The organism is Paenibacillus sp. FSL R7-0204, assembly GCF_038002225.1.
Classification (GTDB): domain Bacteria; phylum Bacillota; class Bacilli; order Paenibacillales; family Paenibacillaceae; genus Paenibacillus_AQ.
The window spans coordinates 2888219-2912771 of record NZ_JBBOCA010000001.1 but is presented as its reverse complement, the minus strand read 5'-3'; the positions used below and the strand labels follow the sequence as shown (position 1 = coordinate 2912771).

Sequence of the window (24553 nt, the reverse complement as noted above, 5' to 3'; positions counted from 1 at the left end):
AGAGGTGTATTATTTGAACAGCTTATTCAGGTTAGCCATCTCAATAGCGGCAGTCGCTGCATCCCAGCCTTTATTGCCGGCTTTGGTCCCCGAGCGCTCAATGGCCTGTTCAATATTCTCCGTCGTAACCACACCAAAAATAGTCGGAACACCGGTCTTAAGGTTAATCGCCGCCACGCCCTTGGCCACCTCGTTGCACACATAATCATAGTGTGTTGTAGATCCGCGAATGACTGTCCCCAGCGTGATTACGGCGTCGTATTTGCCGCTTTCAGCCATTTTTTGGGCGATCAGCGGAATTTCGAATACGCCCGGTACCCAGGCCACATCCACTTCATCATCAGCGGCGCCATGGCGTTTGAAGGCATCAAGTGCCCCGGAGAGCAGCTTGCTGGTAATGAACTCATTGAAACGTCCTACAACCACCCCATATTTCAAGCCCTCAGATACTAAATGTCCTTCAAAATAATTCGGCATGCTACTCATCAACCCTTCGTGTATAGGATAGGTAATCTATGATTAAATTTTGGTATTCTCATTCTGTTCGATCTTGTCAAAATTCAGCAGATGCCCAAGCTTCGCCTGCTTCGTATGAAGATAATTGGTATTGTCCTTGTTCTCCGGCATCTGAATCGCTACGCGCTCCACAACCTCAAGGCCGTAGCCTTCCAGCCCCTTGATCTTGCGCGGATTGTTGGTCAGCAGACGGATCTGGCGGATACCGAGATCCTTAAGAATCTGTGCTCCGATACCATAATCCCGCAGATCCGCCGCGAAGCCCAGCTTCAGGTTGGCATCCACAGTATCCAGCCCTTCTTCTTGCAGTTTATAGGCACGCAGCTTGTTGATCAGGCCAATACCCCGGCCCTCCTGGCGCATATAGAGAAGAACGCCCCTGCCGGCTTCTTCAATCTGGCGCAGCGCCGCTTCGAACTGCGGACCGCAGTCACAGCGGTGCGAATGGAATACATCGCCGGTCAAGCACTCGGAATGCACACGTACGAGCACCGGCTCATCCCCGGAGATATCACCTTTAACCAGGGCAACATGCTCCTTGTCGTCTACCTCGTTCGTATAGGCAATGGTCTGAAAATCACCGAAATCCGTCGGCAGATTCACCGCTACCTCACGGGTAACCAGACGCTCCTTCTCGTTACGGTAGTGAATAAGGTCCTTAATGCTGATCAGCTTAAGATCATGCTTCCTTGCGATTTCAATCAGGTCAGGCAGGCGGGCCATTGTACCGTCCACCTTCACCACTTCGCAGATGACGCCTGCCGGGTAAGCCCCGCACATGCGGGCCAGATCGACAGCAGCCTCCGTATGCCCGGAACGCCGCAGGACTCCGCCCTTCTTGGCGATCAGCGGGAACATATGCCCCGGTCTGCGGAAGTCGGCCGGCTTGGCCTTGGGGTCCAGCATGGCCTTAATGGTCTGGGAGCGTTCGCCGGCCGAGATGCCGGTCGTCGTATCCGCATGGTCAATGGATACCGTGAACGCCGTTCCATGGTTATCGGTATTCTGGGATACCATCGGGTGCAGGTCCAGCTCCTCTGCACGCTCCGCTGTGATCGGTACGCAGACCAGACCGCGTCCTTCGGTAATCATGAAGTTAATCACTTCCGGGGTAGCCCGTTCCGCCAGCGCAACGAAGTCTCCTTCATTCTCACGGTCCTCATCGTCTACAACGATAACGACCTTACCGCGCATTAAGTCATAGATCGCATCTTCAATCGGGTCTAGAACACTGTCTTTATCAGCTAGCTGGCTCATATTACTGTCCTCCTAATGGCTATACGCACGCCTTACGGCCTGCCGTATGCCTGATCTATAGATTATGCGAACCCGTTGGCCGCCAAAAAATCATGGCTGATCTTCGAGCCTCCTCCATCATCTTCATTGCCTGCGCGCGAACCGTAATGGAGCAGATGGTCCACGTATTTACCGAGCACATCACATTCGATATTCACCCGGTCTCCCGCCCGCTTGTGGGCCAGCACCGTCTCTCCCAGCGTGTGCGGGATAATCGACACGGTGAAGGTTGCGGCTTCCGTCCTCACAACCGTAAGGCTGATGCCGTCAATCGTAATGGAGCCTTTGGGAATGATGAATTTAAACAGGGATTTACGGTCCGGGGCAATCTCGAACACTACTGCATTCTGATCGCGCCTGACGCTGCGGATCTCACCGGTTCCATCCACATGCCCTTGGACAATATGTCCTCCGAAGCGTCCGCCAGCAGCCATGGCGCGTTCCAGATTCATTTTGGAACCGGTGCGCAGCTCCTTGAGCGTACTGTTGCGGTAGGTCTCGGGCATAACGTCAACGGTAAAATGATGGTCCCCGAGCGAGGTTGCCGTGAGACAGACCCCATTGACAGCCACACTGTCGCCGATCTTCAGATCCCCCATAATGAGTGAGGCGCCGATATTCAGCACCATCATCTCCCCGCCGCTGGTGACGCTGCGCAGAACTCCCACCTCTTCAATCAAGCCGGTAAACATACCATCCCTCCTTCCTGAATAGTCGGTTAATGCTGAGGAACCGGGGTGCCGCTGATACACACATTATCCCCGAGCAGTTCCACTTCCAATCCTTCAAGCCGGATGGCATCACGCATCAGCTCCACACCCCCGAAGTCGAAGGTTCCTGCTGCTTCCGCGCCGCCGCCGACAATCTTGGGAGCGAAGAAGAGGACCACACGGTCAACTAATTCCTCCGCAAGCATAGCCCCATTCAGCGTCCCGCCGCCTTCCAGCAGAATAGACCCAATCTCCATTGCACCGAGCGCAGCCATAGCCGCCTGCAGATCCACACGCGGACCGCTGCCCGCAGCAATGACCTCTACCCCTGCAGCCAGCAGTGCTGCTCTGCGGTCAGGATCGGCTGCCTCTGTCGTTACGACCACCGTAGGCGCGAGTCCATCCTTGACCACCGCGCTATCCAGCGGAAGCCGCAGCGTGGAGTCGATGATAATCCGCAGCGGATTCCGCCCGGGCACATTCAGTCTGGTCGTCAGCGAAGGATTATCGGCAATCACCGTATTCACCCCGACCATAATCCCCTGATGGCGGTGACGCAGGGTATGTACAATCTCCCGTGCCTCAGCATTCGAGATCCACTTGCTGTCTCCGGTCCGGGTGGCGATTTTGCCGTCCAGTGTGCTCGCGCTCTTGAGGGTTACGAACGGCTGCTTCGTCAAAATATACTTGATGAACTTCTCGTTCAGCCGCAGCGCCCGGCCCCGCAGCAGACCTACTTCAACATCAATTCCCTGCTCGCGCAGCATCGCAATTCCCCGGCCCGCCACCTGAGGGTTGGGGTCCTCACAGGCAACAACCACCCTGGCCACCCCTTCGTCGATCAGACGCTGGCTGCAAGGTGGCGTAATACCGTAATGGCTGCATGGCTCCAGCGTAACATAGGCCGTACTGCCTTGCGCTTTACCGGCTGCCATATTGAGTGCATGCACCTCGGCGTGTCCGGTTCCGCGCTGCAGATGGGTTCCAATCCCGATCATAGCGCCGTCCTTCACGACTACGCAGCCCACCACAGGATTAATTCCGGTCTGGCCCTGTGCCCGTTCCGCCATATCCAGCGCAAGGGACATGTAAAACTCATCGTTCATCTTATCCATGTCTTGCCTCCTATCCCAAGGCTGTAGTCTTCATGTGTACCAAACCCTAAACAGAAAAACCCGTCTCAATCTCCAGGAGGAGTTCAAGACGGGATATACGAGAGGTGATCGCAGCAAAGAATATATGCGTAAATAAACGCCGGACCTCCATCATTGTGAAAGTTCGCACATAATATCCGAAAACACTGCTGCTCGGCCGCCTGCTGCAAGCACGGCACGTGAATCTCTCCTTCTTCCATCCAGACTATACTGTCGGTCCCGGAATTACACCGGGTCCACCGTCCGTAGCAATATCATACGAAGCGGGTAGCGGACTAAGCGCCGGAACCAGCTATATTCAGCCAGATCCGTCAGCATCACCGCCGGTAGGGAATCACACCCTGCCCTGAAGGATTGATCTATTCAGTTCAATACCAAGTTACGCCTACAACAAAATTATCACTTCACTGCGGGAAATGCAAGTGTGCTTCGGAAATTTACTATATTTATGTAACTTAATTCCCTTATACACCCGTCTCACGCTGCTTGTCCGCTCTCAGCAGATCGCGGATTTCCGTCAGCAAGACCACATCCGGTGCCGGAGCAGGTGTCTCCACAACCTCAACCTTGACGGTCTCCTTACGTCTGAACCTGGTACTCAGCTTCACCACCATGAAGATGGAGAAGGAAATAATGAAGAAGTCGACTACGGTCTGGAGGAACATACCGTATTTCACCTCAGCTTCTCCGGTTCCGAAGCTAAGTTCCTTCAGATCAATACCTCCGCTGATCAGACCGATAAGCGGCATAATGATATCTCCCACCAGCGAGGTAACAATTTTGCCGAATGCCGCTCCAATGATCACGGCAACCGCCAGATCAAGTACATTGCCTTTCATGGCGAAGCTTTTGAATTCCTTCCACATGACGAACCATCCCTCCGAAACTTTGAATTTGAAGTTATTATAGCATTTATAGCATCACGTAAAGCAACGGCAAACAGAAAATTGTATAAACGGTATATAGTTTGAGATACAGCCGCTTTATATGCGGAGTAGGATTAACGTATGCACTTGGATGGACGCTCCGCAAACGGACCGTTGTTTAAGCGGGATGCGAAGCACCTAATTTCTAAAAACGCAAAGGAGCGAGTCTCCAATAATGGAGAATCGCTCCCTTTTTACATGTTAAGCTTTTGGAACCCTATCCTGCTGCTCTAATTCTGCCTAGTCCTGCTTGCGTGTTCTGCGGAAGACCCGGCTGAGGATGAAGCCGCCCAGAATTAGGCCTGCACCCGTCAGGTAGATCGGCAGCGGACTGCTCTCTCCGGTCTGCGGCAATCTGCCGCTGCCGTCGTTTATACCCGAGACCGTTCCTTGCGGAACCGGATCGTCTTCAACATCTACTTCCGGATTGCCCAGCGGGATATTATCGTCGATTGGCGTCACCACTTCAGGCGCTGCCGGTCCTGGAGTCACAGTTGGTGCCGGTGCAGATGCCTGCGGCGTTCCCGGCAAGCCTGGTCCTGCAGGTATCTGCGAATCATCGATAATGACTCCCGGTTCGAATGTTCCGGCTGGTGTAGGTACCGGAGTGAATACCGGTCCTCCAGCAGGCGATGTCGGAACAGGTGTGGCCTCTGGCCCCGTAGAATCTGTAGGCACTGGCGATGGAACCGTAGTCGGAACTGTAGTCTCTACAGGTGTCTCGGTTGGCACCGGAGTTACAGTCGGCGTTGGTGTTACTGTCGGCGTGGGCTGCTCCGCCAGCTTATTATATAGGGTAAGATTCAGCACGGCCGATGAGCCGATCGTCACCGGATGCTCGGTGGGATCAAGCACATAGCCTTGCGGTGCAGCTGTCTCAATTAAGACGTAGCTGCCCAGCCACAGATTGTTGAACGCTGCAATGCCTGCTGCATCTGTGGTGCGGGTATTCACCAGCACCCGGTCATTTCCGTTCAGACGGTATAGCTCATAGGTAGCTCCCGCCAGCGGTTTCGCAACATTGCCTGCTTCCAGCTTGAAGACATTAAGCGTCCCTCTGACGCCGCTGCCTGTTCCCGAACCGCTGGACACTCCTACGATAATCTCCTTGGTTGTCTCCTTGGTGATAAGCTTAACGTTATTGCCGCTGAAGCTCACGGAGTTAACCAGCTTATCGCCAGTGTTCGCAACGATCAGCGACTGATATTCCAGCACATAAGCGGAATAGATGTCACCGGGGAAGCTTAAAACGAAGGACTGTCTGCCCTGTGCATCGGCACTGATCGTTAAAGTGTAATCAGTATTCTTCTGAAGTGCAGGACCGCTCTTTGTCACTTCGCCGTTCACGGCCGTAACCGTACGGTAGAGCTGGAAGCTGTCCGGCAGCAGGATCTGATTCGTGCTTGGCACATCGGTAATTACGGCATCTTTAACATGGGACTGGGTGCGGTTGATCGCAATGGTCCAGTTCAGCTTATCTCCATTCTGTGCGCCGTCTTTGAACACATATTCATCCCCGTGCGGGATATCTACCGTGGCCTTCAAATCCTTGGAGACCTTCTTCGTGCCGTCCAGCAGGTTCGCTGTATTGGCTACCTTGGTTCCGATTAGCTGTCCGGCAAGGCTGGTCTTGAATACGATGTAATAAGGCGAATGAATGGCTGTGTCAAAATCAACCTTCAGCTCATTGCCGCTTCCCACGCTATAGCTGAACTCATTGCCGCCAACCTCAGCGCCTGGGCTATGCGTTCCATCCTTGGCAATATTCATCTTGTATACCTTCAGTGAGCCGGGTACCAGAGACTGTCCGTCACTCAGTACATCCGTCACTACAGGATCGGCAATGGATTTGCTGTTGTAATTGACGCCTACGGTCCAGGTCAGCTCTTTGGCAGAAGCGTCATACGCCCCTGATTTGAACCCGTTGTTCTTCACCTCAGAGTTAGGAATGAACTTCCCGCTGGCTTCTGTCCACTGTGCCTTGTTCTGGCTGTCCTTCCAGTCAATCCGGGCCACGTTGATGAAATCATTCGTGTTGCCTGTTAGCCAGTCATTGCTGAATTCCGTCTGATAACTAATGGTATAAGTACCTGTAACCGGTGCATTAAACTTCACCTCGAAGCCTTTATTAGGCTGAGCCGGTGAATCCACAATCAGGGTATAAGCCGATGAAGGGATCACTGTGCCGGATAGAGTACGGACCACCAGAGAACCTGAGATGTATTTCTGTCCTCCCTGCGGGAAGCTGTCTGTAACTACCACTTCGTTCATTGGATAATTGTCCCCGTTGAACGTGATTTTCCAGTTGGTCGTGTGTTTGTTGTAATCCACCCCGGACAGATTCTTATAGATAATAATGGGCCGGATCAATTGAGTAGCGTTGCTGCTATAGGTGCTGTCAGAGACAGTATTGGTGATCTTCGTATCTTTGAACACACGGTCTGCGGCTTTGGTCGTATATTCGATCAGATAAGCCGATTTCACCGTATTCTTGAACTCCAGTCTGAATCCGTTGCCGGATTCGCTGTTGACTGGCGTTACTGTGTAATCACTGCCTGCATTAAGAGCTGTGCCCTTAGCAGCTTCTCCGGCTGCATTCAGCGTAACCGGATAGATCCGCACCGAGTTCTCCATGAGCGCCTGGGAGCTGTTGAACACATCCGTCAACACCGCGTTCTCCGGGGAGATCGTCCGGTTATTGTAGTTGTATTCGATAGCCCAGTTAATGGTCTGAGTGCCCCAGTCATAACGGACTACTTTTTTGTTAAGGCTGCCGCCTCGTTCAATAACTACTGTATCCGAAGCGCTTACCGGGTCACGGCCGTCCCCTGTGAAGGTTGCCGTATTGGTGAAGCTGGACAAGTTATCACTCACTACCTGCGTAGTATAAGCGATACGGTATGCCCCTGTAATCACAGGGTCCGTGAACTGAAGCTTCAGCGTCCCTTCGGAGACTCCGGCAGTATATTTGCTGCTGTCTACCAGTTGGCCTTGCGTAACTGTGCCGTCAAGCTGAACATTCAGCTGGTACACGGCAAGCGTAACCGTGCTGTCCAGTGCCAGCCCGTCAGGAATCGGGTCAGTCACAGCCGCGCCGCTTACCGGCTCCAGTCTTTTGTTCACATCGACGGTCCAGTCAATATGATCTGCGTTGAAGCCGCTGGAGATTCCCTTCTTGGTAATCGTCGAGCCTACAGTAGGCTTGAATGATACCGTAATCGTCTGGACCCCGCCGTTCACTGGGAACAGAATCTGCTGGACGGTGCTGCCGCTGATCACTTGTTTGTCAAATTGGGTATTAATACGTAAGGTCCCCTGCACATTGGCATGGCTTTCGATGTAATCGTTAAATGTCATCACTACCTGATGGGTAGCCTGGCTGACCGTGAATGTGCCTACCGTCCCTTCGTCCGATTCCAGTCCGCCCTGAATGTCATTGAAGAGCTGGAACTGCTCGGGAAGCTGGAAAGCAAAGGTGTCTCCCTGGCTATAGCCGTGGCCGTTAGGAAGCGACCAGGTATAGTCCAGCCTCACGGTGGAATCCACATCATACACACTGCCTGTCACCGTCTGTCCATCCGGACCATATACCGCCATGGATACACTGGTAATAATGTCCTGGTCCTGTTCAATGGCCGCCGCTGTAGCCTGCTGGGTGAAGCCCAGCCCTGAGACCAATTGCACAAATAACATGACCAGGACCACTGCCAGGCTTGTTCTTTTTTTCACCATTTCCCATAAGCCCCCGTTCTTTCGATTGAATGATTTGAAGCATACCTGCTAAAAAGATGGCTGCTGAACGCACCGGTAAGGACACACTCCACCTGAAGTTTCGTTATGTATACGGGCTAAGAGTCCATCTTATGTAAATAAACTAGTAAACCTGACTTTTCTGCCCACTACAGACGATATATACTTATATCACCTAAGAGTAGAACTTTAGAATCAGAAATGGTTAAAATTAAAGAAATTATTATGCAACCCTTAATTCAGGATTCAAGCGGAAACGACTTTGCCGTCCTTTTAAAGGACGGTGCCGTTTCAGCGAGAAATAGAAGGATAATTTATCATGTGTAACCTATAAATTTTTATATTTCAAGGAGAGATTCCAAGTGAACCGAACTATATTCTGGGACCGTGCACGTGATAGCGATTTCGTCATGCTCTCCGCCTCCCATCTCGTTGCGCTGTCCGTTATTGCCCTATGCTGCCTGGCGCTCTTTTGGGCCCGCTTCGCCCTGCGCAACAGGTCCGGCCTGCGGTTAGGCATACGCCTGCTGCTGATCGTGTTGCTGGCTGCTTCTGAGGGGGGCCTGCATGTCTGGTATCTGTCCCATGACAGCTGGAGCCGCAGCTCCTCCCTGCCGCTGGAACTATGCGGAATCACCCTGCTTCTGTCGGTCGTAATGCTGCTCACGCGCAGCAGACTGCTGTACAGCTTTCTTTATTTTGCCGGGATCGGCGGTGCATTCATCGCCCTGCTTACCCCTAATCTGGTCTATCCGTTTCCGCATTTCCGCTTCCTGCTCTTCTTCATCGCCCACGGGTCGATCATACTCGCATCCCTGTACATGACCTGGGTCGAAGGATATAAGCCCGCCTGGCGCTCGCTATTCTTCACCATGCTCTGCCTGAACCTTGTCGCCGCGTGCGTCTATTCCGCCAATGTCCTGCTGGACTCCAACTATATGTTCCTGATGCGCAAACCCAGCACGTTCTCGGTTCTGGACTATTTCGGTCCTTATCCCTACTATCTGCTGGTTGAAGAAGGCTTCGCCTTCGTCATCTTCCTCCTGATGTTCCTGATTTTCTTCAAGCTACCGGAGCTGTACATGGCCCGCCGCGCCACAGCCAGCCGGAAACTTGGCAGGTAAACAGATGGAGGAAATCCAACTGCTATGTTCAATTCCCCGCACGGCAAAAAGCACCCGGCTGGATAACCCAGCCGGGTGCTTCGGCGATGCCATAGAAAGAGGAGAACCTCCCCCTATAACGTCTAAGGAGTGCTTGTATTAAGCTTCTACAATTTCAACGGTCGTCATCTTGTCGCGGCCTTTGAAAGCGTCAACCAGATCCATGCCTTCAACCACTTTACCGAATACTGTGTGTACTCCGTCAAGGTGCGGCTGTGGAGCATAAGCGATATAGAACTGGCTTCCGCCTGTGTTCTTGCCGGCATGGGCCATAGCCAGGGAGCCGCGCTCGTGCTTGTTCGGGTTGATCTCGCAGTTGATGGTGTATCCAGGACCGCCGGTGCCTGTTCCGTTAGGGCAGCCGCCTTGTGCTACGAAGCCTGGAATCACGCGGTGGAACAACAATCCGTTGTAGAAGCCGTCTTTTGCCAGCTTCTCAAAGTTTGCTACTGTATTAGGCGCATCCTGATCGAACAAGTCGATCAGCACGACACCGCCGTTTTCGAGTGTAATTTTCGCTTGCTTAGCCATATGTAAATGACCCCTTTCGAAATGACAAATGTAGAACACGTTTATTAGTTTACTATGAAACGGGGCACAAAGCAAAGCAAGCGGGAAGTCTTCCCGCCTGCCGTTATAGCACAACCCTTATAGTCTTATTTCGTAACGGCCTCTTTAGCAATCCGTGCAGGCACGATATCATTGGCCACAATGTCCTGATGGGACTCACGGCGTACGACCAGATCGCTCTGCCCGTTCTGCACGAATACCACCGCCGGACGGCGGATACGGTTGTAGTTGCTGGCCATGGAGTAATTGTAGGCACCTGTGCAGGCCACAGCCAGCAGATCGCCGCTCTCCACCTTAGGCAGCTCAACGTCCCAGATCAGCATATCGCCGCTCTCGCAGCATTTGCCGGCGATGGATACCTTCTCCACGTTAGGCTCAGTCGCACGGCTTGCCAGCAGCGCTTCGTACTTGGATTCATACAGGGCCGGACGCGGATTATCTGTCATGCCGCCGTCAACGGCTACGTATTTGCGCACACCCGGAATTTCCTTGCTGGTTCCAACTGTGTACAGGGTCGTTCCGGCATCCCCTACAATACTGCGGCCCGGCTCCACCCAGATCTGCGGCAGCGAATCGTTAATGCCGGCGAAGTGGGTCTTCACTGCATCTGTGATGGCTGCGACATATTCGGATACCTGCAGCGGCGTATCGCCGTCCACATAACGGATTCCGAAGCCTCCGCCCAGGTTGACTACAGGGAAGCTGATTCCCAGCTCTTCCTTGACGGTACGGGTGAACTCAGCGATACGTTCAACGGCAAGCTGGAAGCCTTCGGTCTCAAAAATCTGCGACCCGATATGCGAATGCACGCCGAGCAGATTCAGATTAGATAGGCTGTCAGCCAGGCTAACCGCTTCACGGGCTGAGCCGTTGCCGATATCGAAGCCGAATTTGGAGTCGGTCTGTCCTGTGGAAGCGTAGGCATGATGGGCATGGGCTTCCACCCCAGGCGTAACACGCAGCAAAATATTAACCGTCACTTCTCTGCGGGCGGCAATGGACTGAAGCAGGCGGAGCTCCACCAGATTATCGGCGACAAAGCAGCCAATCCCTGCATCAATCGCCATCTCAATCTCATCCGGTGTCTTATTATTGCCGTGGAAATGAATGCGTTCCGCCGGGAAACCGGCTTGCAGCGCAGTATACAGCTCTCCATCGGAGACCACATCCAGCGACAGCCCTTCCTCATCCGCAAGCCGGCACATCGCCATCGTCGAGAACGCCTTGCTGGCATAAGCCACCTGGAACCCGAGACCGGAAGCTGTGAATGCCTCCATATACTCGCGGCAGCGGCGGCGGACCAATTGCTCGTCCACTATATATAGCGGTGTTCCATACTCCGCCTTCAATTCGGTTACATCACATCCGCCGATCTCCAAATGCCCTGCATCATTGATTCGGCTCGTCCCGTGTAAAAACATTGCGCAGTCCTCCAATTTCTGTGGAATCATCCGATCCACCCTGTCTAGTATATGATTTGGGGCCCCGATGCGTTCCTGAAAAAGATGCTCAGAATACAAATCCGGCTTATTGCGGGGCTGTTCAGTATATTCAGTATAACAGACAGAGGGAACACCATTGAATGGACTTTTTTGCAGTTGATTTGTATTTTCCTACGACTTGCGCGGGGCGTCCTTATTCTCAGGCATCCGGGTGTTATCTCTTGTTTTGTTGAAGGATGGCCTTGTTTTGGAGCTGAGCACCGGCTGACGCAGGAGGATCTCCGCCATAGCTTTTGCATTAAATGGTATAAACGGCCACATGTATGGAGAGTTATACGAACGGTGTGTGGTCAGCAGCACCACCAGCAGCGTCGTGCCGATCATGAAGCCGGGAATGCCATAAGCAGCCACCGCCAGCAGCAGCGCAAGCCGGACAATCCGGTTGGCCAGCCCCAGCTCGTAGCTCGGCGTTGCAAACATCCCGATAGAGGCTACCGCCATATAGAGCACCACTTCATTGACAAAAAGCCCGGTCTGTACAGCAATATCACCGACCAAAATGGCAGCGATCAGCCCCATCGCGGAGCCGAGCGGCGTCGGTGTATGCACTGCAGCCATCCGCAGCAGGTCCACCCCCAGCTCAACGATCAGGAACTGGGCAATGAGCGGGAGATTGGCTGATTTTTGCGGACCGATGAAATCAAGCATGCCTGGCTTCAGCTCCGGATGGAGAACCATCAGCATCCACAGCGGAAGCAGGAACATCGATGCAAAGATCCCGATGAAGCGGACCCAGCGGAGATAGGTCCCCATAAAAGGCGTCTGGCGGTTCTCTTCCGCATGCTGGCAAAGATCAAAAAACGTCGTCGGCAGCACCATGACACTCGGGGAAGTATCGACAAAAACAACCACCCGGCCCTCCAGCAGATGGGAAGCGACAATATCCGGCCGTTCCGAATAACGGACCAGCGGATAGGGGTTCCAGCCGCCGCCGACAATCGCTTCCTCCAGTTGCTTGTCCGCCAGGGGAATGCCGTCTAGATTGACGCTTTTCAGCTTATCGGTAACGGCCTGCACCTGGGTCTTATCCACGATATCATCGATGTAAGCTAAGCAGACATCTGTCCGGGTTCTCCGTCCAATCTGATGCATCTCCAGCTTCAGCCCAGGGTCGCGGATACGTCTTCTAACCAGAGCCACGTTGCTTAGCAGCGTCTCTGTGAAGCCGTCCCGCGATCCGCGGACCACCCGCTCAATCGAGGGCTCATCCGGGCTGCGGGAAGGATACGAACGGGTATCCATAATAATAACCTGCGATTCTCCTTCAATGAAGAACGCGCTCATGCCGGCTAGCACTTTGTTGATGCTCTCGCTGAACAGCTCGCCTTTCTCTACCTGAACATGGGGAATATATTCACTCATGAAGCTGGCAACCACATCGGTCGATACATGATCAGGGGTCAGATACGTCAGGCGCTTCAGAATTTCATCGATAATCGTATCCTTGGCGAAGCCGCTGATGCAGAGCAGAGCCGCACTTTTCCCGCCGAAGGACATTTCCCTGAACACAATATCAAAGGAGGAGCCCAGCCCGACTACCTCGGTCAGTGTATTCTTAGCATCCGCCAATGATTGCGGGATCTTATCGTTGCCTTGCCAATAGGTAATCGACTGCTCCAGGGAGTCGGAGCGTTCATTGTCCCTTTTTTGCTGCAGAGGGTCCTTAGGCTTGCTTGCAGAATCCGCTCCCTGACCGGCTTTGGCCTTCTTGGGGGCGGACTGCTTAGGTGCGGACTGCTTCGGCTGCTGTGGCTGACCCGCTTCCTGACCTTCCTCCTGATCCTCAGACTCTTCATCATCTCCAAATAATCTGGCAAAAAAGCCTTTATGGCTCTTATCCTGCGTCTGCTCCCCCAGCTCGTCCGAGGTTTCCATATCCTGTGACTTGTCTCCTGCCTGTGCTGCTCCGGTCTGCTCGGGTATACCCGCACCTTCGGAATCTGCTGATTCTTGTCCTGCAAAACCGGCGGAAGCAGAATCTCCGGCAAAATGCGTGTCCTGCTGCGAATGGTCTTTTGTCTGGTCTCCGTTCCCGGATTCCGCAGAAGCTTCCTCCGGCCCGGCATCGTCGCCGAACAGACTGCTGAAAAACCCTTTGATCCCTCCCCCGGACGATTCCTGATCGTCTCCGTTCTCGGATGCGGGATCGTCTTCGGTGCTGGTCTCATCATCTGTAGCCACAGCATCTTTCCCGCTAACAGCCCCAGTGTCTCCAGGTGCAGCGTTCTTCCCGCCGCTAGCCTCATCATCCCCAGACACAGCACTCTGACTGCCGTCATCCTCACCTTCTCCAACTGCTGCGTTCTTACCGCCGCTATCCTCCCCGGCAATTTCTGACGGAGCATCCAGGCCAGAGGGGCTCTCCTGCCCGCCCTCAATCGGGCGCGTCACCGCGCCCAGCTCCGCTGACGCCTCCAGCTCCTGCCCCCGGCCATTCTGGGACGCAGCCGGTTGCTCTTCCTCCGGCTCCTTTTTCTCCGGCGACTTCTGCTGCGCAGACTGGTCTTGCTTGTTATCCGTCTCTACCTGATCACCGCTGTGAATATACCTCACTCCATAGCCCCCTTTACTGTTGATATACAAAAAAGTCGAACAACGCCCCCGCCACCTTGCCGCATACCATCGCCATTAAGAGACCAAGCAGCAGGTGGGTCATATGCAGACGTTTGGCCAGGATCGGCAGGACATTCAGCACCTCGGTCAGAGCCGCCGCCAGCATGCCGATAAATACGCCGTTGAACAGGCCGACCCCCAGCTCGATCAGCGGGCCGGCCGCCATTTTCCAGTTCCAGAAGTCGCTTACCGTTCCCAATAGGGAACCGCCGACCATCGCTCCCTCATACCAGTGAACCTTGTCATAGGAGGAGGTAAGCTGCGCCAGCCGGGGGATGATGTCCAGCACTACGAATAATGCAATCACTCCGCCGCCCACCGCGATTCCCCCGGCAATCCCGAGCAGCAGATGAAGTCCGAGCGATAGCGGAGCCGTCATGCGCCCCCCTCCCGTCTGCCGGGTGCTTCGTCACTTCGGCGTTTCATTTTGCGGTACTCCTCGTTGATTACATATTGATCGATATTCTTCTGATACAGGAACATTTCCACCTCAAGGGGAGTCGGCTCCTCGTTCCATTTCTTTTTGAATAAATGATTGAAAAAAATCACCATCCCAATTCCGATGCCCAGCGAATAGGCAATCTGAAAAAGATAAGGATGCTCGTCCCTGCGGCCGGTCAGCATCTCCACAATCCGGATCTGTACCTCCAGCATGCTGACATCGGCATGGAAATTCATAATGGTCAGCGCAGAGCCGAAGAACAGCAGCAGCCATACCAGCACGAAAAGAGCCATGGAAGGCTTGGTTGCCGTAGCCGGGCCTTCAATCTGTACAATGGTGCGGCCTTCGCCAATCGGCTGAATCTCCGCATCGGGGTACATATCCTGAATTCGGGGAATGACGGTCAGCAGATCAATCAGAATCAGATTGCCGTCACTCTCCTTCGGCTGAAGCACAAGCAGTGTATACAGCGGCTCCCGCCATTGCGGATCAGTGATCAGATAAGCGACATCGCGCAGCAGCACCCCCTTGCCCTTGGGCACCGTCACCCGGTTCTTAAGCTGGATATATACGGCTGGAGCCGGGGAATCAGTGTTCATCTGCGGGGCCTCCTTAAGCTCAGGTGTGAAGCTGTCCTACGGCAAGAATAAGGGTAGTATGGGAAAAAAGGCTTATTTTTACTCTTCCCCTTTGCAATTCATCGGGATTAAGTTGGACCACCGAAACTTTTCCTGCCCCAGGTCCGTCTATAGTTACAGTTATTTACACAGAAGGGATGGAAGTTCATATGAAAAAAGCATTACATCAATCCTTACGGTTGGTTCTCTCTGCATCAATGCTTCTGGCACTCGCTGCGCCGCTCACAGCACATGCAGCCGAGAAAATCGAAGTATACGATTCCTATACCAGCAAGAGCAGTAACGTCCAGCTGTATTCGGTGAGTCAATTGGACGGGAACCAGTTCATCAATGCCGTCATTGCCCGGCAGCCGGATGGGACCTATAGTAAATGGCCGGAGGCTTTTCAGCATTTCCGGAAGAGTGACAGCGGGAACCTGCAATTGACGGGGATGGATGATCCGGAGCAAGCCTATGTCTACGATAAGCAGAGCCAGTCCATTATGCGCAAAAGCGAATACACCCTATCCCCTGACGGCCGCTGGGGTGTGCTGGAGCGTTCCCGTTACGAACGTCAGCCAGAGGGCTATATCGCGAAATTCAACGATCAGTATCTGAGAAATACCGTAACCGGCAAAGTATCCGTCTATTATTCTACTCAGCAGTATTACAATGCCCGGTGGATCAACCAGCATACGCTGCTTGAGAGCGGATATAATGAGGCTGCCAGGCAGAATGTGATCAGTACGTACGATCCGTCCACCGGGAAGCGGCAGGAGCTGCTGAAAGGGACCTTGAACAACTGGAACTTGACGAAGGGACTGCTGCAATATGTCAAAAACGAGCCCAAACGTCTCCCTTGGATCTATAATCTGAAGGACGGATCGTCACGACTGGTCAAGGACACCCGCGAGCTTGAAGCCTTGTTCCCTGCTTCTCCATCTTCAAGACCGGAAGTCACATTCCCTAAGGGTATGCTGCTGAAAGACCTGCCTGTCACGGAGATGCCGATCACCTTAGCCTATGAACACAACCTGAATCTGGACGGAAAAAGTGTGGATGTATCCACCGTGTTCACTAAGGGCGGACAAGAGTGGATACCGGTGAAGCCGCTTGCCGCGGCCCTCGGCTGGAAGATCGAAGTCATGAACCTTAGCGCAACCGGCGACCCTTCCGCTGCTTATATCTACAAAATTACAAACGGCAGCAATCACACAGTCCTCACCCCTGTGAACAGCTTCAATTCGGCAAGCAGGCTGTATATCGCACCAGCGCAGCTTAAGGAGCTTGGGTACAAGAGCATCAAGGTCACTCCATATGTGAAATAAAATCACTCCAGCGGCGGCAGCCTTCCCCTGCTTCTGCTATAAGGCAAAGAGGATGTTCCCGGACGGCGCGGCCGTGTAGGAACATCCTCTTTGACTATGATGCGCTGGGTCCTGGGGTATGTCCCCTCAGACTGTAGCGCTATGAAGTTAATTCTGTTTGGCCGGCTGCAGCTGATCCCGCTGCTGACTGGAGATGAAGAACAGTGCCGTCCAGATCAGCGCGAAGCCGACAATCTGCGGCAGGGTTACAAGCTGCTGATAGACCACCCAGTTAATCAGAATACCGGTCATCGGGAAGCTTAGTTCGGCCAGGGTTGCTACCGAAGCTTTGGTCGTATTCAGTCCCTTGTAGTAGAGCAGCATGCTGAGCAGTCCGGGCAGCAGCGCCTGCAGCAGCAGGTTAACGGCAACTGCCGCCGAGCCGCTGACTCCGCCGCTCATCTGCCACGGAGCGCCTTCCATGCTTGTAATGACGAACAGCAACGGGAGCGCCAGAATGAAGCGTAATGAGGTTACCGTCTCATATTTCATTGAGCCGAGCAGATAACGGCCCATGACCGTAGAGCCGCCCCACAAAGCGGCAGCACCCAGCGCCATCAGGCTTCCTACACCCATGAAGCTGTTTACATGGCCGAAGGGAATCGTCCAGCCGAAGGTCAGCAGGTACGTCCCGGCCAGGGCAACGATAAGCAGCGGTGCGAAATTGCGCGGCAGGCGTTCTTTTAGAATAACAGCGGCAAGACCAATGGCGAACAAGGGCTGAAGCTTCTGGAGCAGCAGCACGGCATTGAAGTCTCCGCTGGATAGAGCTTTGGTGAACAGAATGGTCGCTACGGCTGAGCCGCCCCACGATACCACTAGCAGCGCTGCAGCCTGACGCAGACGTACACCCTTCAGCTCTGCGCGGTTACGCCACATTACCGGAGCGGCAACCAGGAAGAGCACAACATGCTCAAGCAGTACAATCTGGGACGAAGTCAGGGATTTCAGCAGGATAATGCGGAACAGCGGGTCAACTCCCCATAAGGCCGCCCCCAGAACCACCAGCCAGAATCCGCTGCGCACCGGTGCGGTACGCAAGCCTTGGGATGAAGCAGATACATTACTCATCTTTCATTCTCCTTGTCGATACAAACCCTCGATAGAGACCAAAAACCCCCATGAGTCCTGTGAACAGGACAAACATCGGGGGTCGTTATCAATAAAGACATACGGAATAGACCCGCCGCCTTTATCTTATGATCCTCTCCCATCCGGACTTTACCGTCGGCTCTGGATTGTCACCAGATCAGTCGCTTCCTCTTGTGATAGAGTAACGAGTCGCGGGCTTAGTTCTCACGAACATCACCGCCGGTCAGGAATTTCACCTTACCCCGAGAATCTTGTATTCTGTTATTATTTTCACAATCCCAGAATACCTCTGATTTTTGATTTCGTCCAGCTTTTTATGAAAATAATCATTATATTTCATTCAATAATCATTCAAACCATCATTCTGCTAATCCAATTTGCGTGCCGCATCCAGGTTCTGGTTCGTTTGGCAGAAACGGCAGTGTGCGCTACACTATAGTATGAACATTAATCATCCCTAATATAGAGATTTATGGAGGTTATCATGAAAAGAAGTTTTCCGACCAATCTGCTGTATTCCATCTTTGCTCTGGCCGGCATTGCCATTATTGGCTTTATTACTTACTTTATTGTCTCTTTTACAGGCGGGATGCTGTTCTATGGCCCACTAGTCCTGGTCGTTGCTTCAGGGCTCGCTGTATTCTCCGTGCTGGGCATCTTCCGCCTGTTCAGCAGCAAGGTAAGGCGGATGCTCCTGGCCGCTTTTGCCGGAATCTGTGTGCTGACAGCCGCAGGCCATGAGATCAGACAAGCGTATGTGAACAGCCTGGCAGAAGTCAGGGAACCAGAGGTGAACCTGTACCAATACGCGCCCTTTGAGGCAAATACCAAAGCTGCTTCTCTGGATCATAAGGCATCCTATCAGCTTACGGAGCAAATGCCCCGTCTGGATGGCGCAACGGCACTGTATCCGCTGTATTCCGCCTTTGCCCAGGCGGTGTATCCAAAGGATACCTATAACTCCAGCATTGAGCTAACCGGAAATGATCTCGTCCTGTGCACCAGCACTTCCGAGGCTTACAAGCGTCTGATCGCCGGGAATGCTGATATTATATTTGCCGCAGCCCCTTCCCTAGCCCAGACGAAGCAGGCGAAGCGCGCAGGCGTTGAGCTGAAGCTCACTCCGATCGGGCGCGAAGCATTCGTCTTCTTCGTCAACAAACGCAATCCGGTGGATAGCTTAACGGTAGATCAGATTAAGGATATCTATTCCGGCACCGTCACAAACTGGAAGCAGGTCGGCGGCAAGAAGGCGTCCATCCGGGCTTTTCAGCGGGAAGAGAACAGCGGCAGCCAGACCAAGCTGCAAAAAATCATGGAGGACCGCCAGCTGATGGCTCCTCCGAAGGAGAATGTAGCTGATGTGATGAGCGGGATTATCAGCCTGACCGCCAGCTACCGTAACTTCAATAACGCACTCGGCTTCAGCTTCCTGTTCTACGCCTCACAGATGAATGCCAGCGATGAGATCAAGCTGCTGGCCATCGATCAGGTGCCGCCTTCCAAGGAGACCATCCGCAGCGGCAAATACCCGCTCGCCGTCGAATTCTACGCCGTAACGGCCGGCAGCACCAACCCTAACATCGAGCCTTTCCTGGACTGGATTCTGTCCGCCGAGGGCCAGGAACTGGTTGAGAGGACGGGCTATACGCCGGTTAAATAAACAGAGGCACCAGCATCCTTTAAGGGGGAAGGATGCTGGTGCCTCATCGCTTTCTGATGGCATAACATGCAGCCAGCACACCGCCGCGTCCGCCCATTGTGTTCGGTTTTTCGATTACATTCCGCTCTAACACCCACGCAACGTCCATTGTAATCGGTTTTTCGATTACATTTGGCCCACACTCCGGGTTTCCACTTACATTCCGGCCCGCACACAGGCAGCAGCCCTCCTGGAGGTCTTCCTCCGGCGAGGGCTGCTGTCTGTAAACTTATCCCTTATAATACTCAAATATCCGTCTGCGCTTCTCCCCGTCCGGGTCGTTCACCACACGCGAGGACTGGTCAAATATCATCGTTGCCCGCGTCTTCGGCGTGTACTGAGGCCAATCCAGTCCCGGCGCTGCCGGATCTCCACTATGGGCGAAGGCGGTCCAGGCGGTCTGCATCGCCCCGGCCACTGCCTCCATCTCCGGCGTCACGCTCAGGCCGTACTGCTTCAGCAGCGGGAGGTTGTTGAAGACATACAGAATCTCGGCGCCGTGAATGGCTTTCTCCAGCAGTGGATGCCCTTGCACCGTCCAGTCGAAGCGGTACATCCAGACGGGGGCATGTCCCTGCTGCTTGTCCGCGAACGAAATCGAGCTGGCCCAGAAGAACAGGTCGGTCAGCACCTCCGCCTGTCCTTCCCAGGTATGGCTGTAATCCGAGGTCAGCTCGGAGAGGTCGTCCACTCCCATCAGCTGCTCCAGCGCTTTGAGCGATTGCTCGAAGTTATCGGCCTTCTGCCCCTCGCGGAAGAACAGATTGCCTTCGTGCAGATTCGTTCCGATCACCACGGGAATGCCGCTGGCGGCTCCCGCCGCAATGGCCTGTACCGGTTCAACCGGCAGGGTTCCCGGCTCAACAACTGGCTGGAAAAACATATTCATCGAGTCTCCGGACAGCTTGTACGCCATCCGCCCTGCGGCTTCCATGATCTCTCCGGCCGACAGCGTATGCAGAAGCTGCGTATCGCCGCCGGGTTGAAGGCCCAGCTCTGCCAGGAAAGCTGCGGCAATCTGCCCGCCGAGCTCTTCATTCAGTGTCTGCCCCGCCCCGCTCTCCATAATGGCCCGGGCGAACAGTCCCTTCGCCGCAGGCATCGCCAGCAGTGCAGCAATACTCATGCTCCCTGCCGACTCCCCGAAGACCGTGACACGCGCCGGATCACCGCCGAATGCAGCGATATTCTGCTGCACCCATTCCAGGGCAGCAATCTGATCCAGGAGGCCCAGATTACTGCCCAGTCCTCCGCCCAGCGGAGACAGATGCAGGAAGCCGAGCGGACCCAGCCGGTAATTCACGGTAACCACTACGACGTTCCCGGAGACGGCCATATTGCTGCCCTCGAACATTGGCTGGCTGCCTGCGCCGGTAACGAAGGTACCGCCGTGAATCCACACCATCACCGGCAGCGCTTCGGTCTCCTCCGCAACCGCCGGGGACCAGACATTCAGATATAGACAGTCTTCATCATAGATAGGGGTGGTGCCGCCGAACCGCGTCCCGCTGGTGCTGACCGGCTGCAGGCTGACCGGTCCGAACTTGACGGCCTCCCGCACGCCGCTCCAGGACTCCGGCGGCTGCGGTGCCCGGAAGCGCAGCTCTCCAAGCGGCGGGGCAGCGAACGGGATGCCGCGCCACACATTCACGCCGTTTCCCGCTTCTCCCTTCAGTTGCCCATAAGCTGTATTCACCAGTTGTCCTGTCATTGCACTCATTCCTTTTCGCTTTATTCCTCAGTCTTTTCTTCGATGACTCTGTAGAGCCCGGAGCGGAAGCGGAACCACTGGAAGATATGGGTCATTACCACCTTAAGCACGGCGTAGCCCGGAACCGCAAGTATGATACCGAGTACACCGAACATTTTTCCGGCAAAAATAATCACAAAAATAATCGTAATCGGGTGGATCTTCAGCGATTTCCCCATAATCTGCGGCGAGATGAACTTCCCTTCAATCAACTGGACGGCGGTCCAGACAATGACCATCTTCAGCAGCATAAACGGTGAGGTAACCATCGCCACAATCAGCGCAGGGGTAATCGCAATGGCCGGCCCCAGATAAGGGACCACCGCCGTACAAGCGGCAACGATTGCCAGAACCAGCGAATACTCCAGCCCGATAATCAGATACCCGATATAGAGCAGTGCTCCGATACAGCAGCTGACAATAATCTGGCCGCGGATATACGATGCGATCTGATTGTTCATTTCCTGCATCACCATCCGGGACTGCGGCCGCAGCGCGGTAGGGATGAGTCTCATGAGATAGTCGGGCAATCTTTTGCCGTCGCGCAGGAGATAGAAGAGAATGAACGGTGTGGTCACTACAGCCAGTACAATTTCGGTCAGTGTTCCTACGAAGCTGCCTACGCCGCTGACGGCATTATTCAGGAAGGCGGAGGCCCAGGTCGTCACTTTGCTGGTGATATCGCTAAGGTCAGTGCCCACGCTCGACTGAATCTTGTTGAACAGTTCACTGCCGGTAAGCTGGACGAACTCCTCTTGGATCTGCTCACTGTAGACGGGGAAGTTGTCAATCAGGCCCATAAGCTGGGTGCGGATGATCGGGATGACCATAAGCAGAACCAGGGTAATGATCCCCATGATGATCAGATATAGAATGACAATGCCATACGCCCGCTTTACCCGGCTTCTCTTCTCCAGACGGTCCACCAGCGGATTCAGCAGATAATAGGCGATTCCCGAGAGCAGCAGCGGCGCTGCCACCGTATGCAGAAGCACAGACAGCGGCTTGAACACAAACGGAATCTTTGAGAATACGAGTATCGTTAAGCCCACCAGCAGCGCAATCAGCAGACCTACCACAAACTTGTTGTTCAGAAAAAACTTCTTGAATTTATCCGGCCATACCTGCCGTCTATCCATATCCTGCCGCCCCCTAGCTGCAACTCTTACCTGTTAAGTGTGATTATTTGCACTATGTATAAGCATAGTAACCCTGTGGCTGCAAGTCAAATCAGAAACTATCAACGCAAATAGCAGCCATTGTTAATATCAAAGGTGGCTCCTGTATAAGCTCTGGCTCTGCTGCTCAGCATAAAAATCACCGTATCGGCAACATCCTCCGCCAGCAGCGGTTCAGGATTCAACTGGTGTTCCCGGTATTCCTGCTGCCTCCAGGCCGGAATATGTCCCATCATCGGGGTGTCCGCCATGGTCGGAGCCACTGCATTCACGCGGATCAAAGGAGCAAAATTCATTGCGCAGCTCTTGGTCAAGCCAAGAATAGCAGCCTTCGTTAGACCATATACTGCATCTGAGCTGCCTTCCTGGCCGGAAACTGATGACATGTTGACGATGACGCCCTTTTGCTTGCGCTCCAGCAGCATCCGTCCGAAGGCCTGCGAGAAGTAGACATACCCTTTAATGTTGACATCCATCACCCTGCTGATCTCCTCCGGCGTATACTCAAGCAGGCCGCGGCCAAGATAGATTCCTGCATTATTAACCAGGCCGCTTACATCCGCATGGTCTTGCTGAAGGGCTGAGAAGAAGTGCTCCACCGCGCTGTAATCGGCGACATCCAACCGGTAAGTGTAGAGCTTATCCGAAGCGGCTTCGTGCTTCAACTCCTCCAGACGGGGACCATCCAGGTCACAACCAATGACCTCAGCTCCCGCCTCCAGACTGTGTCTGACAATGGACTTACCAATACCTGAAGCAGCACCGGTCACTATTATTTTCATTCCTTGCAGCATCCTTTGACATTCCTCCCTGTAATAGACTTAATAATTACAATCTTACTGAAAGCGCAAATCAACAATACTTCCGGTCCGCTTGAAGCCCACCGACTGATAGACCTTATTGGAATCGGGATTCGCCGCATCGGCATAGAGCATGGGCGTTATGTCCTTGCTGAGCAGTTCAGCACACAGGGCAGCAACGGCTGCACTGGCATACCCGTGCTTGCGGAATTCATGCGGAGTATATACCTCATTAATCCGTGCATATCTGGCAGACTGATGGGCCAGATTAACCATGGACACCGGCTGGTCCCGATCGATCCACAGTCGTAGCTTGCCCGACTCCGTAACCTCTGCGGCATAGTCCAGATGATCCTCCGGTGCACTCTCCATACCGAAGCAATCCTGCACGAATCCGGCTAAATACCCGGCGATGAGCGGAATATCGCCTGCCTCCGCCTGCTGCAGTTTCCCGCTAACACCATGCGGCATCTGCACCTGCGGGCAGTGATAGGCCTCCATCATCATCCGGACGTGGTAGGACTTGCCGTTAAGCTTGCTGTACGCATCAGCGAACAGCTTCCCTGTCTCCGGCGTTCCGGTAACCCCCGGCAACTCGCGGTCCGCCAGCATTTCCGCCAACTGGCGGACAAGGGAATGGCGCCTCTCTTCAGCCAGCTCCGGTGATAACCACAACCACGAGTTACGCCCGGCGGCATGGGCGAAGATCAGATCATTCTCCTCCGTCTTCAGCCGCATGGCTTCCTTATTCCCCGCGATCAGATGAATAAGATTATATTCCACCTCTTCCTGCATGAACGGATTGCTGTGCAGCACATCATCCCCCGGCCCAAAGCTTACGAACATCCCGCTTCCCCCTCTTAGACTTTTCTATCTATTGTAATGCCCCCCTTGGAAAAAATAAACAGCCCTTAGCCGGAGAATTCCAGCGGCGGGCTGCACTAATCGCTATACTATCATTTCTTCTTTTTACCTTTGGCACCCTTGGGGGTAGCGGCCTTGAAGCCTTCTTCATACGTATAGAGCAGATTCTCTTCGAGCTGTTCTCCCTTCAGCACCTTGCGCACCAGGCTTTTGGCAGATTTAGGGGTGACATCCCTGTACCATACGCCTTCCGGGTAAGAGATCACGACACAGGCATCCGAGCACCTTCCGTTGCAGCGGGTTACTGTTGTATGTATCAGCGCATCTGCCCCTTGCTTCGTAATCTCATCCTCAATCGCTTCCGCTACCTCTTCACCCTTATGCTTCTTGCAGTCACTTCCGTTACAGATCAGCAAATGGCTGACCGTGCCTTGCAGATTCCAGGTTGTCATGGCCTTCTTCGCCCCCTCTAATACAACTATACCCTGCTTGTCTCTGACCCTAAACTTTACCTTCCTGTTCAAGGATCGTCAATAGCAGG

20 protein-coding genes and 2 riboswitches are annotated in these 24553 nt (G+C 53.8%); of the genes, 3 read left to right on the top strand and 17 right to left on the bottom strand.

Features of this window, described 5'->3' with window-relative positions:
* Positions 1–9: 9 nt before the first annotated feature.
* From ribH to MKX42_RS12850, 6 genes are all read right to left on the bottom strand, one after another.
* Complete coding sequence (ribH, locus tag MKX42_RS12875) at positions 10–477, bottom strand: 6,7-dimethyl-8-ribityllumazine synthase (RefSeq protein WP_036698212.1); 468 nt, start codon at positions 475–477, stop codon at positions 10–12.
* 42 nt (positions 478–519) lie between these two features.
* A complete protein-coding gene (locus MKX42_RS12870) occupies positions 520–1773 on the bottom strand; it encodes a bifunctional 3,4-dihydroxy-2-butanone-4-phosphate synthase/GTP cyclohydrolase II (RefSeq protein ID WP_340752836.1) in 1254 nt (417 codons plus the stop codon).
* Between the two features lie 62 nt (positions 1774–1835).
* Positions 1836–2504: a riboflavin synthase gene (ribE, locus tag MKX42_RS12865; RefSeq protein WP_340752835.1), complete on the bottom strand. Its 669-nt coding sequence runs from the start codon at positions 2502–2504 to the stop codon at positions 1836–1838.
* Positions 2505–2530: 26 nt separating this feature from the next.
* The gene (gene ribD, locus MKX42_RS12860; protein WP_340752834.1) at positions 2531–3637 is read right to left on the bottom strand and encodes a bifunctional diaminohydroxyphosphoribosylaminopyrimidine deaminase/5-amino-6-(5-phosphoribosylamino)uracil reductase RibD; all 1107 of its coding nucleotides are present in this window, start codon (positions 3635–3637) and stop codon (positions 2531–2533) included.
* 223 nt (positions 3638–3860) lie between these two features.
* Positions 3861–4034, bottom strand: a riboswitch (FMN riboswitch).
* A gap of 106 nt (positions 4035–4140) precedes the next feature.
* Positions 4141–4542, bottom strand: a complete 402-nt coding sequence (gene mscL / locus MKX42_RS12855; protein ID WP_340752833.1) for a large-conductance mechanosensitive channel protein MscL — start codon at positions 4540–4542, stop codon at positions 4141–4143.
* Positions 4543–4842: 300 nt separating this feature from the next.
* Positions 4843–8334 (bottom strand): collagen binding domain-containing protein, encoded by a 3492-nt coding sequence (locus MKX42_RS12850; protein ID WP_340752832.1) that lies wholly within the window; start codon positions 8332–8334, stop codon positions 4843–4845.
* Between the two features lie 380 nt (positions 8335–8714).
* Here MKX42_RS12850 and MKX42_RS12845 point away from each other — a divergent pair, with 380 nt between their 5' ends.
* Positions 8715–9476 (top strand): YwaF family protein, encoded by a 762-nt coding sequence (locus MKX42_RS12845; protein WP_340752831.1) that lies wholly within the window; start codon positions 8715–8717, stop codon positions 9474–9476.
* Between the two features lie 138 nt (positions 9477–9614).
* On the opposite strand, the gene MKX42_RS12840 is transcribed toward MKX42_RS12845, so the two are convergent.
* The 5 genes from MKX42_RS12840 to MKX42_RS12820 form a co-directional block, all read right to left on the bottom strand.
* Positions 9615–10046, bottom strand: coding sequence for a peptidylprolyl isomerase (locus MKX42_RS12840; protein ID WP_036727386.1), 432 nt, complete (start codon positions 10044–10046; stop codon positions 9615–9617).
* Positions 10047–10171: 125 nt separating this feature from the next.
* Positions 10172–11506: a diaminopimelate decarboxylase gene (lysA, locus tag MKX42_RS12835; RefSeq protein WP_340752830.1), complete on the bottom strand. Its 1335-nt coding sequence runs from the start codon at positions 11504–11506 to the stop codon at positions 10172–10174.
* 192 nt (positions 11507–11698) lie between these two features.
* Complete coding sequence (locus tag MKX42_RS12830) at positions 11699–13462, bottom strand: spore germination protein (RefSeq protein WP_445669374.1); 1764 nt, start codon at positions 13460–13462, stop codon at positions 11699–11701.
* A gap of 691 nt (positions 13463–14153) precedes the next feature.
* Positions 14154–14579, bottom strand: a complete 426-nt coding sequence (locus MKX42_RS12825; RefSeq protein ID WP_340752829.1) for a stage V sporulation protein AB — start codon at positions 14577–14579, stop codon at positions 14154–14156.
* The gene (locus tag MKX42_RS12820) at positions 14576–15241 is read right to left on the bottom strand and encodes a stage V sporulation protein AA (RefSeq protein ID WP_340752828.1); all 666 of its coding nucleotides are present in this window, start codon (positions 15239–15241) and stop codon (positions 14576–14578) included. Before MKX42_RS12820 ends, MKX42_RS12825 begins: the two co-directional genes overlap by 4 nt.
* A 188-nt stretch (positions 15242–15429) precedes the next feature.
* Here MKX42_RS12820 and MKX42_RS12815 point away from each other — a divergent pair, with 188 nt between their 5' ends.
* Entirely contained in the window at positions 15430–16587 is a 1158-nt protein-coding gene (locus MKX42_RS12815; RefSeq protein ID WP_340752827.1) for a hypothetical protein, read from the top strand.
* Between the two features lie 147 nt (positions 16588–16734).
* On the opposite strand, the gene MKX42_RS12810 is transcribed toward MKX42_RS12815, so the two are convergent.
* Positions 16735–17697: a DMT family transporter gene (locus MKX42_RS12810; protein ID WP_340752826.1), complete on the bottom strand. Its 963-nt coding sequence runs from the start codon at positions 17695–17697 to the stop codon at positions 16735–16737.
* A 127-nt stretch (positions 17698–17824) separates the two neighbouring features.
* Positions 17825–17972: riboswitch (FMN riboswitch) on the bottom strand.
* A gap of 230 nt (positions 17973–18202) precedes the next feature.
* Here MKX42_RS12810 and MKX42_RS12805 point away from each other — a divergent pair.
* On the top strand, positions 18203–19381 hold the full coding sequence (locus tag MKX42_RS12805) for a PstS family phosphate ABC transporter substrate-binding protein (protein WP_340752825.1): 1179 nt from the start codon (positions 18203–18205) through the stop codon (positions 19379–19381).
* Between the two features lie 268 nt (positions 19382–19649).
* Here the strand turns inward: MKX42_RS12805 and MKX42_RS12800 are convergent, their stop codons facing one another.
* The 5 genes from MKX42_RS12800 to MKX42_RS12780 form a co-directional block, all read right to left on the bottom strand.
* Positions 19650–21131: a carboxylesterase/lipase family protein gene (locus MKX42_RS12800; RefSeq protein WP_340752824.1), complete on the bottom strand. Its 1482-nt coding sequence runs from the start codon at positions 21129–21131 to the stop codon at positions 19650–19652.
* 20 nt (positions 21132–21151) lie between these two features.
* Complete coding sequence (locus MKX42_RS12795) at positions 21152–22309, bottom strand: AI-2E family transporter (protein ID WP_340752823.1); 1158 nt, start codon at positions 22307–22309, stop codon at positions 21152–21154.
* Between the two features lie 101 nt (positions 22310–22410).
* Positions 22411–23142, bottom strand: coding sequence for an SDR family NAD(P)-dependent oxidoreductase (locus tag MKX42_RS12790; protein ID WP_340752822.1), 732 nt, complete (start codon positions 23140–23142; stop codon positions 22411–22413).
* Between the two features lie 42 nt (positions 23143–23184).
* Positions 23185–23994, bottom strand: a complete 810-nt coding sequence (locus MKX42_RS12785; RefSeq protein WP_340752821.1) for a GNAT family N-acetyltransferase — start codon at positions 23992–23994, stop codon at positions 23185–23187.
* A gap of 110 nt (positions 23995–24104) precedes the next feature.
* Positions 24105–24464 (bottom strand): (2Fe-2S) ferredoxin domain-containing protein, encoded by a 360-nt coding sequence (locus tag MKX42_RS12780; RefSeq protein WP_036727434.1) that lies wholly within the window; start codon positions 24462–24464, stop codon positions 24105–24107.
* Positions 24465–24553: the final 89 nt, after the last annotated feature.

Coding starts and splice junctions, on each gene's coding strand:
- ribH (WP_036698212.1), bottom strand. CDS start 477: ATGCCGAATTATTTTGAAGGACATTTAGTATCTGAGGGCTTGAAATAT.
- MKX42_RS12870 (WP_340752836.1), bottom strand. CDS start 1,773: ATGAGCCAGCTAGCTGATAAAGACAGTGTTCTAGACCCGATTGAAGAT.
- ribE (WP_340752835.1), bottom strand. CDS start 2,504: ATGTTTACCGGCTTGATTGAAGAGGTGGGAGTTCTGCGCAGCGTCACC.
- ribD (WP_340752834.1), bottom strand. CDS start 3,637: ATGGATAAGATGAACGATGAGTTTTACATGTCCCTTGCGCTGGATATG.
- mscL (WP_340752833.1), bottom strand. CDS start 4,542: ATGTGGAAGGAATTCAAAAGCTTCGCCATGAAAGGCAATGTACTTGAT.
- MKX42_RS12850 (WP_340752832.1), bottom strand. CDS start 8,334: ATGGTGAAAAAAAGAACAAGCCTGGCAGTGGTCCTGGTCATGTTATTT.
- MKX42_RS12840 (WP_036727386.1), bottom strand. CDS start 10,046: ATGGCTAAGCAAGCGAAAATTACACTCGAAAACGGCGGTGTCGTGCTG.
- lysA (WP_340752830.1), bottom strand. CDS start 11,506: ATGTTTTTACACGGGACGAGCCGAATCAATGATGCAGGGCATTTGGAG.
- MKX42_RS12830 (WP_445669374.1), bottom strand. CDS start 13,462: ATGGAAACCTCGGACGAGCTGGGGGAGCAGACGCAGGATAAGAGCCAT.
- MKX42_RS12825 (WP_340752829.1), bottom strand. CDS start 14,579: ATGACGGCTCCGCTATCGCTCGGACTTCATCTGCTGCTCGGGATTGCC.
- MKX42_RS12820 (WP_340752828.1), bottom strand. CDS start 15,241: ATGAACACTGATTCCCCGGCTCCAGCCGTATATATCCAGCTTAAGAAC.
- MKX42_RS12815 (WP_340752827.1), top strand. CDS start 15,430: ATGAAAAAAGCATTACATCAATCCTTACGGTTGGTTCTCTCTGCATCA.
- MKX42_RS12810 (WP_340752826.1), bottom strand. CDS start 17,697: ATGAGTAATGTATCTGCTTCATCCCAAGGCTTGCGTACCGCACCGGTG.
- MKX42_RS12805 (WP_340752825.1), top strand. CDS start 18,203: ATGAAAAGAAGTTTTCCGACCAATCTGCTGTATTCCATCTTTGCTCTG.
- MKX42_RS12800 (WP_340752824.1), bottom strand. CDS start 21,131: ATGACAGGACAACTGGTGAATACAGCTTATGGGCAACTGAAGGGAGAA.
- MKX42_RS12795 (WP_340752823.1), bottom strand. CDS start 22,309: ATGGATAGACGGCAGGTATGGCCGGATAAATTCAAGAAGTTTTTTCTG.
- MKX42_RS12790 (WP_340752822.1), bottom strand. CDS start 23,142: ATGCTGCAAGGAATGAAAATAATAGTGACCGGTGCTGCTTCAGGTATT.
- MKX42_RS12785 (WP_340752821.1), bottom strand. CDS start 23,994: ATGTTCGTAAGCTTTGGGCCGGGGGATGATGTGCTGCACAGCAATCCG.
- MKX42_RS12780 (WP_036727434.1), bottom strand. CDS start 24,464: ATGACAACCTGGAATCTGCAAGGCACGGTCAGCCATTTGCTGATCTGT.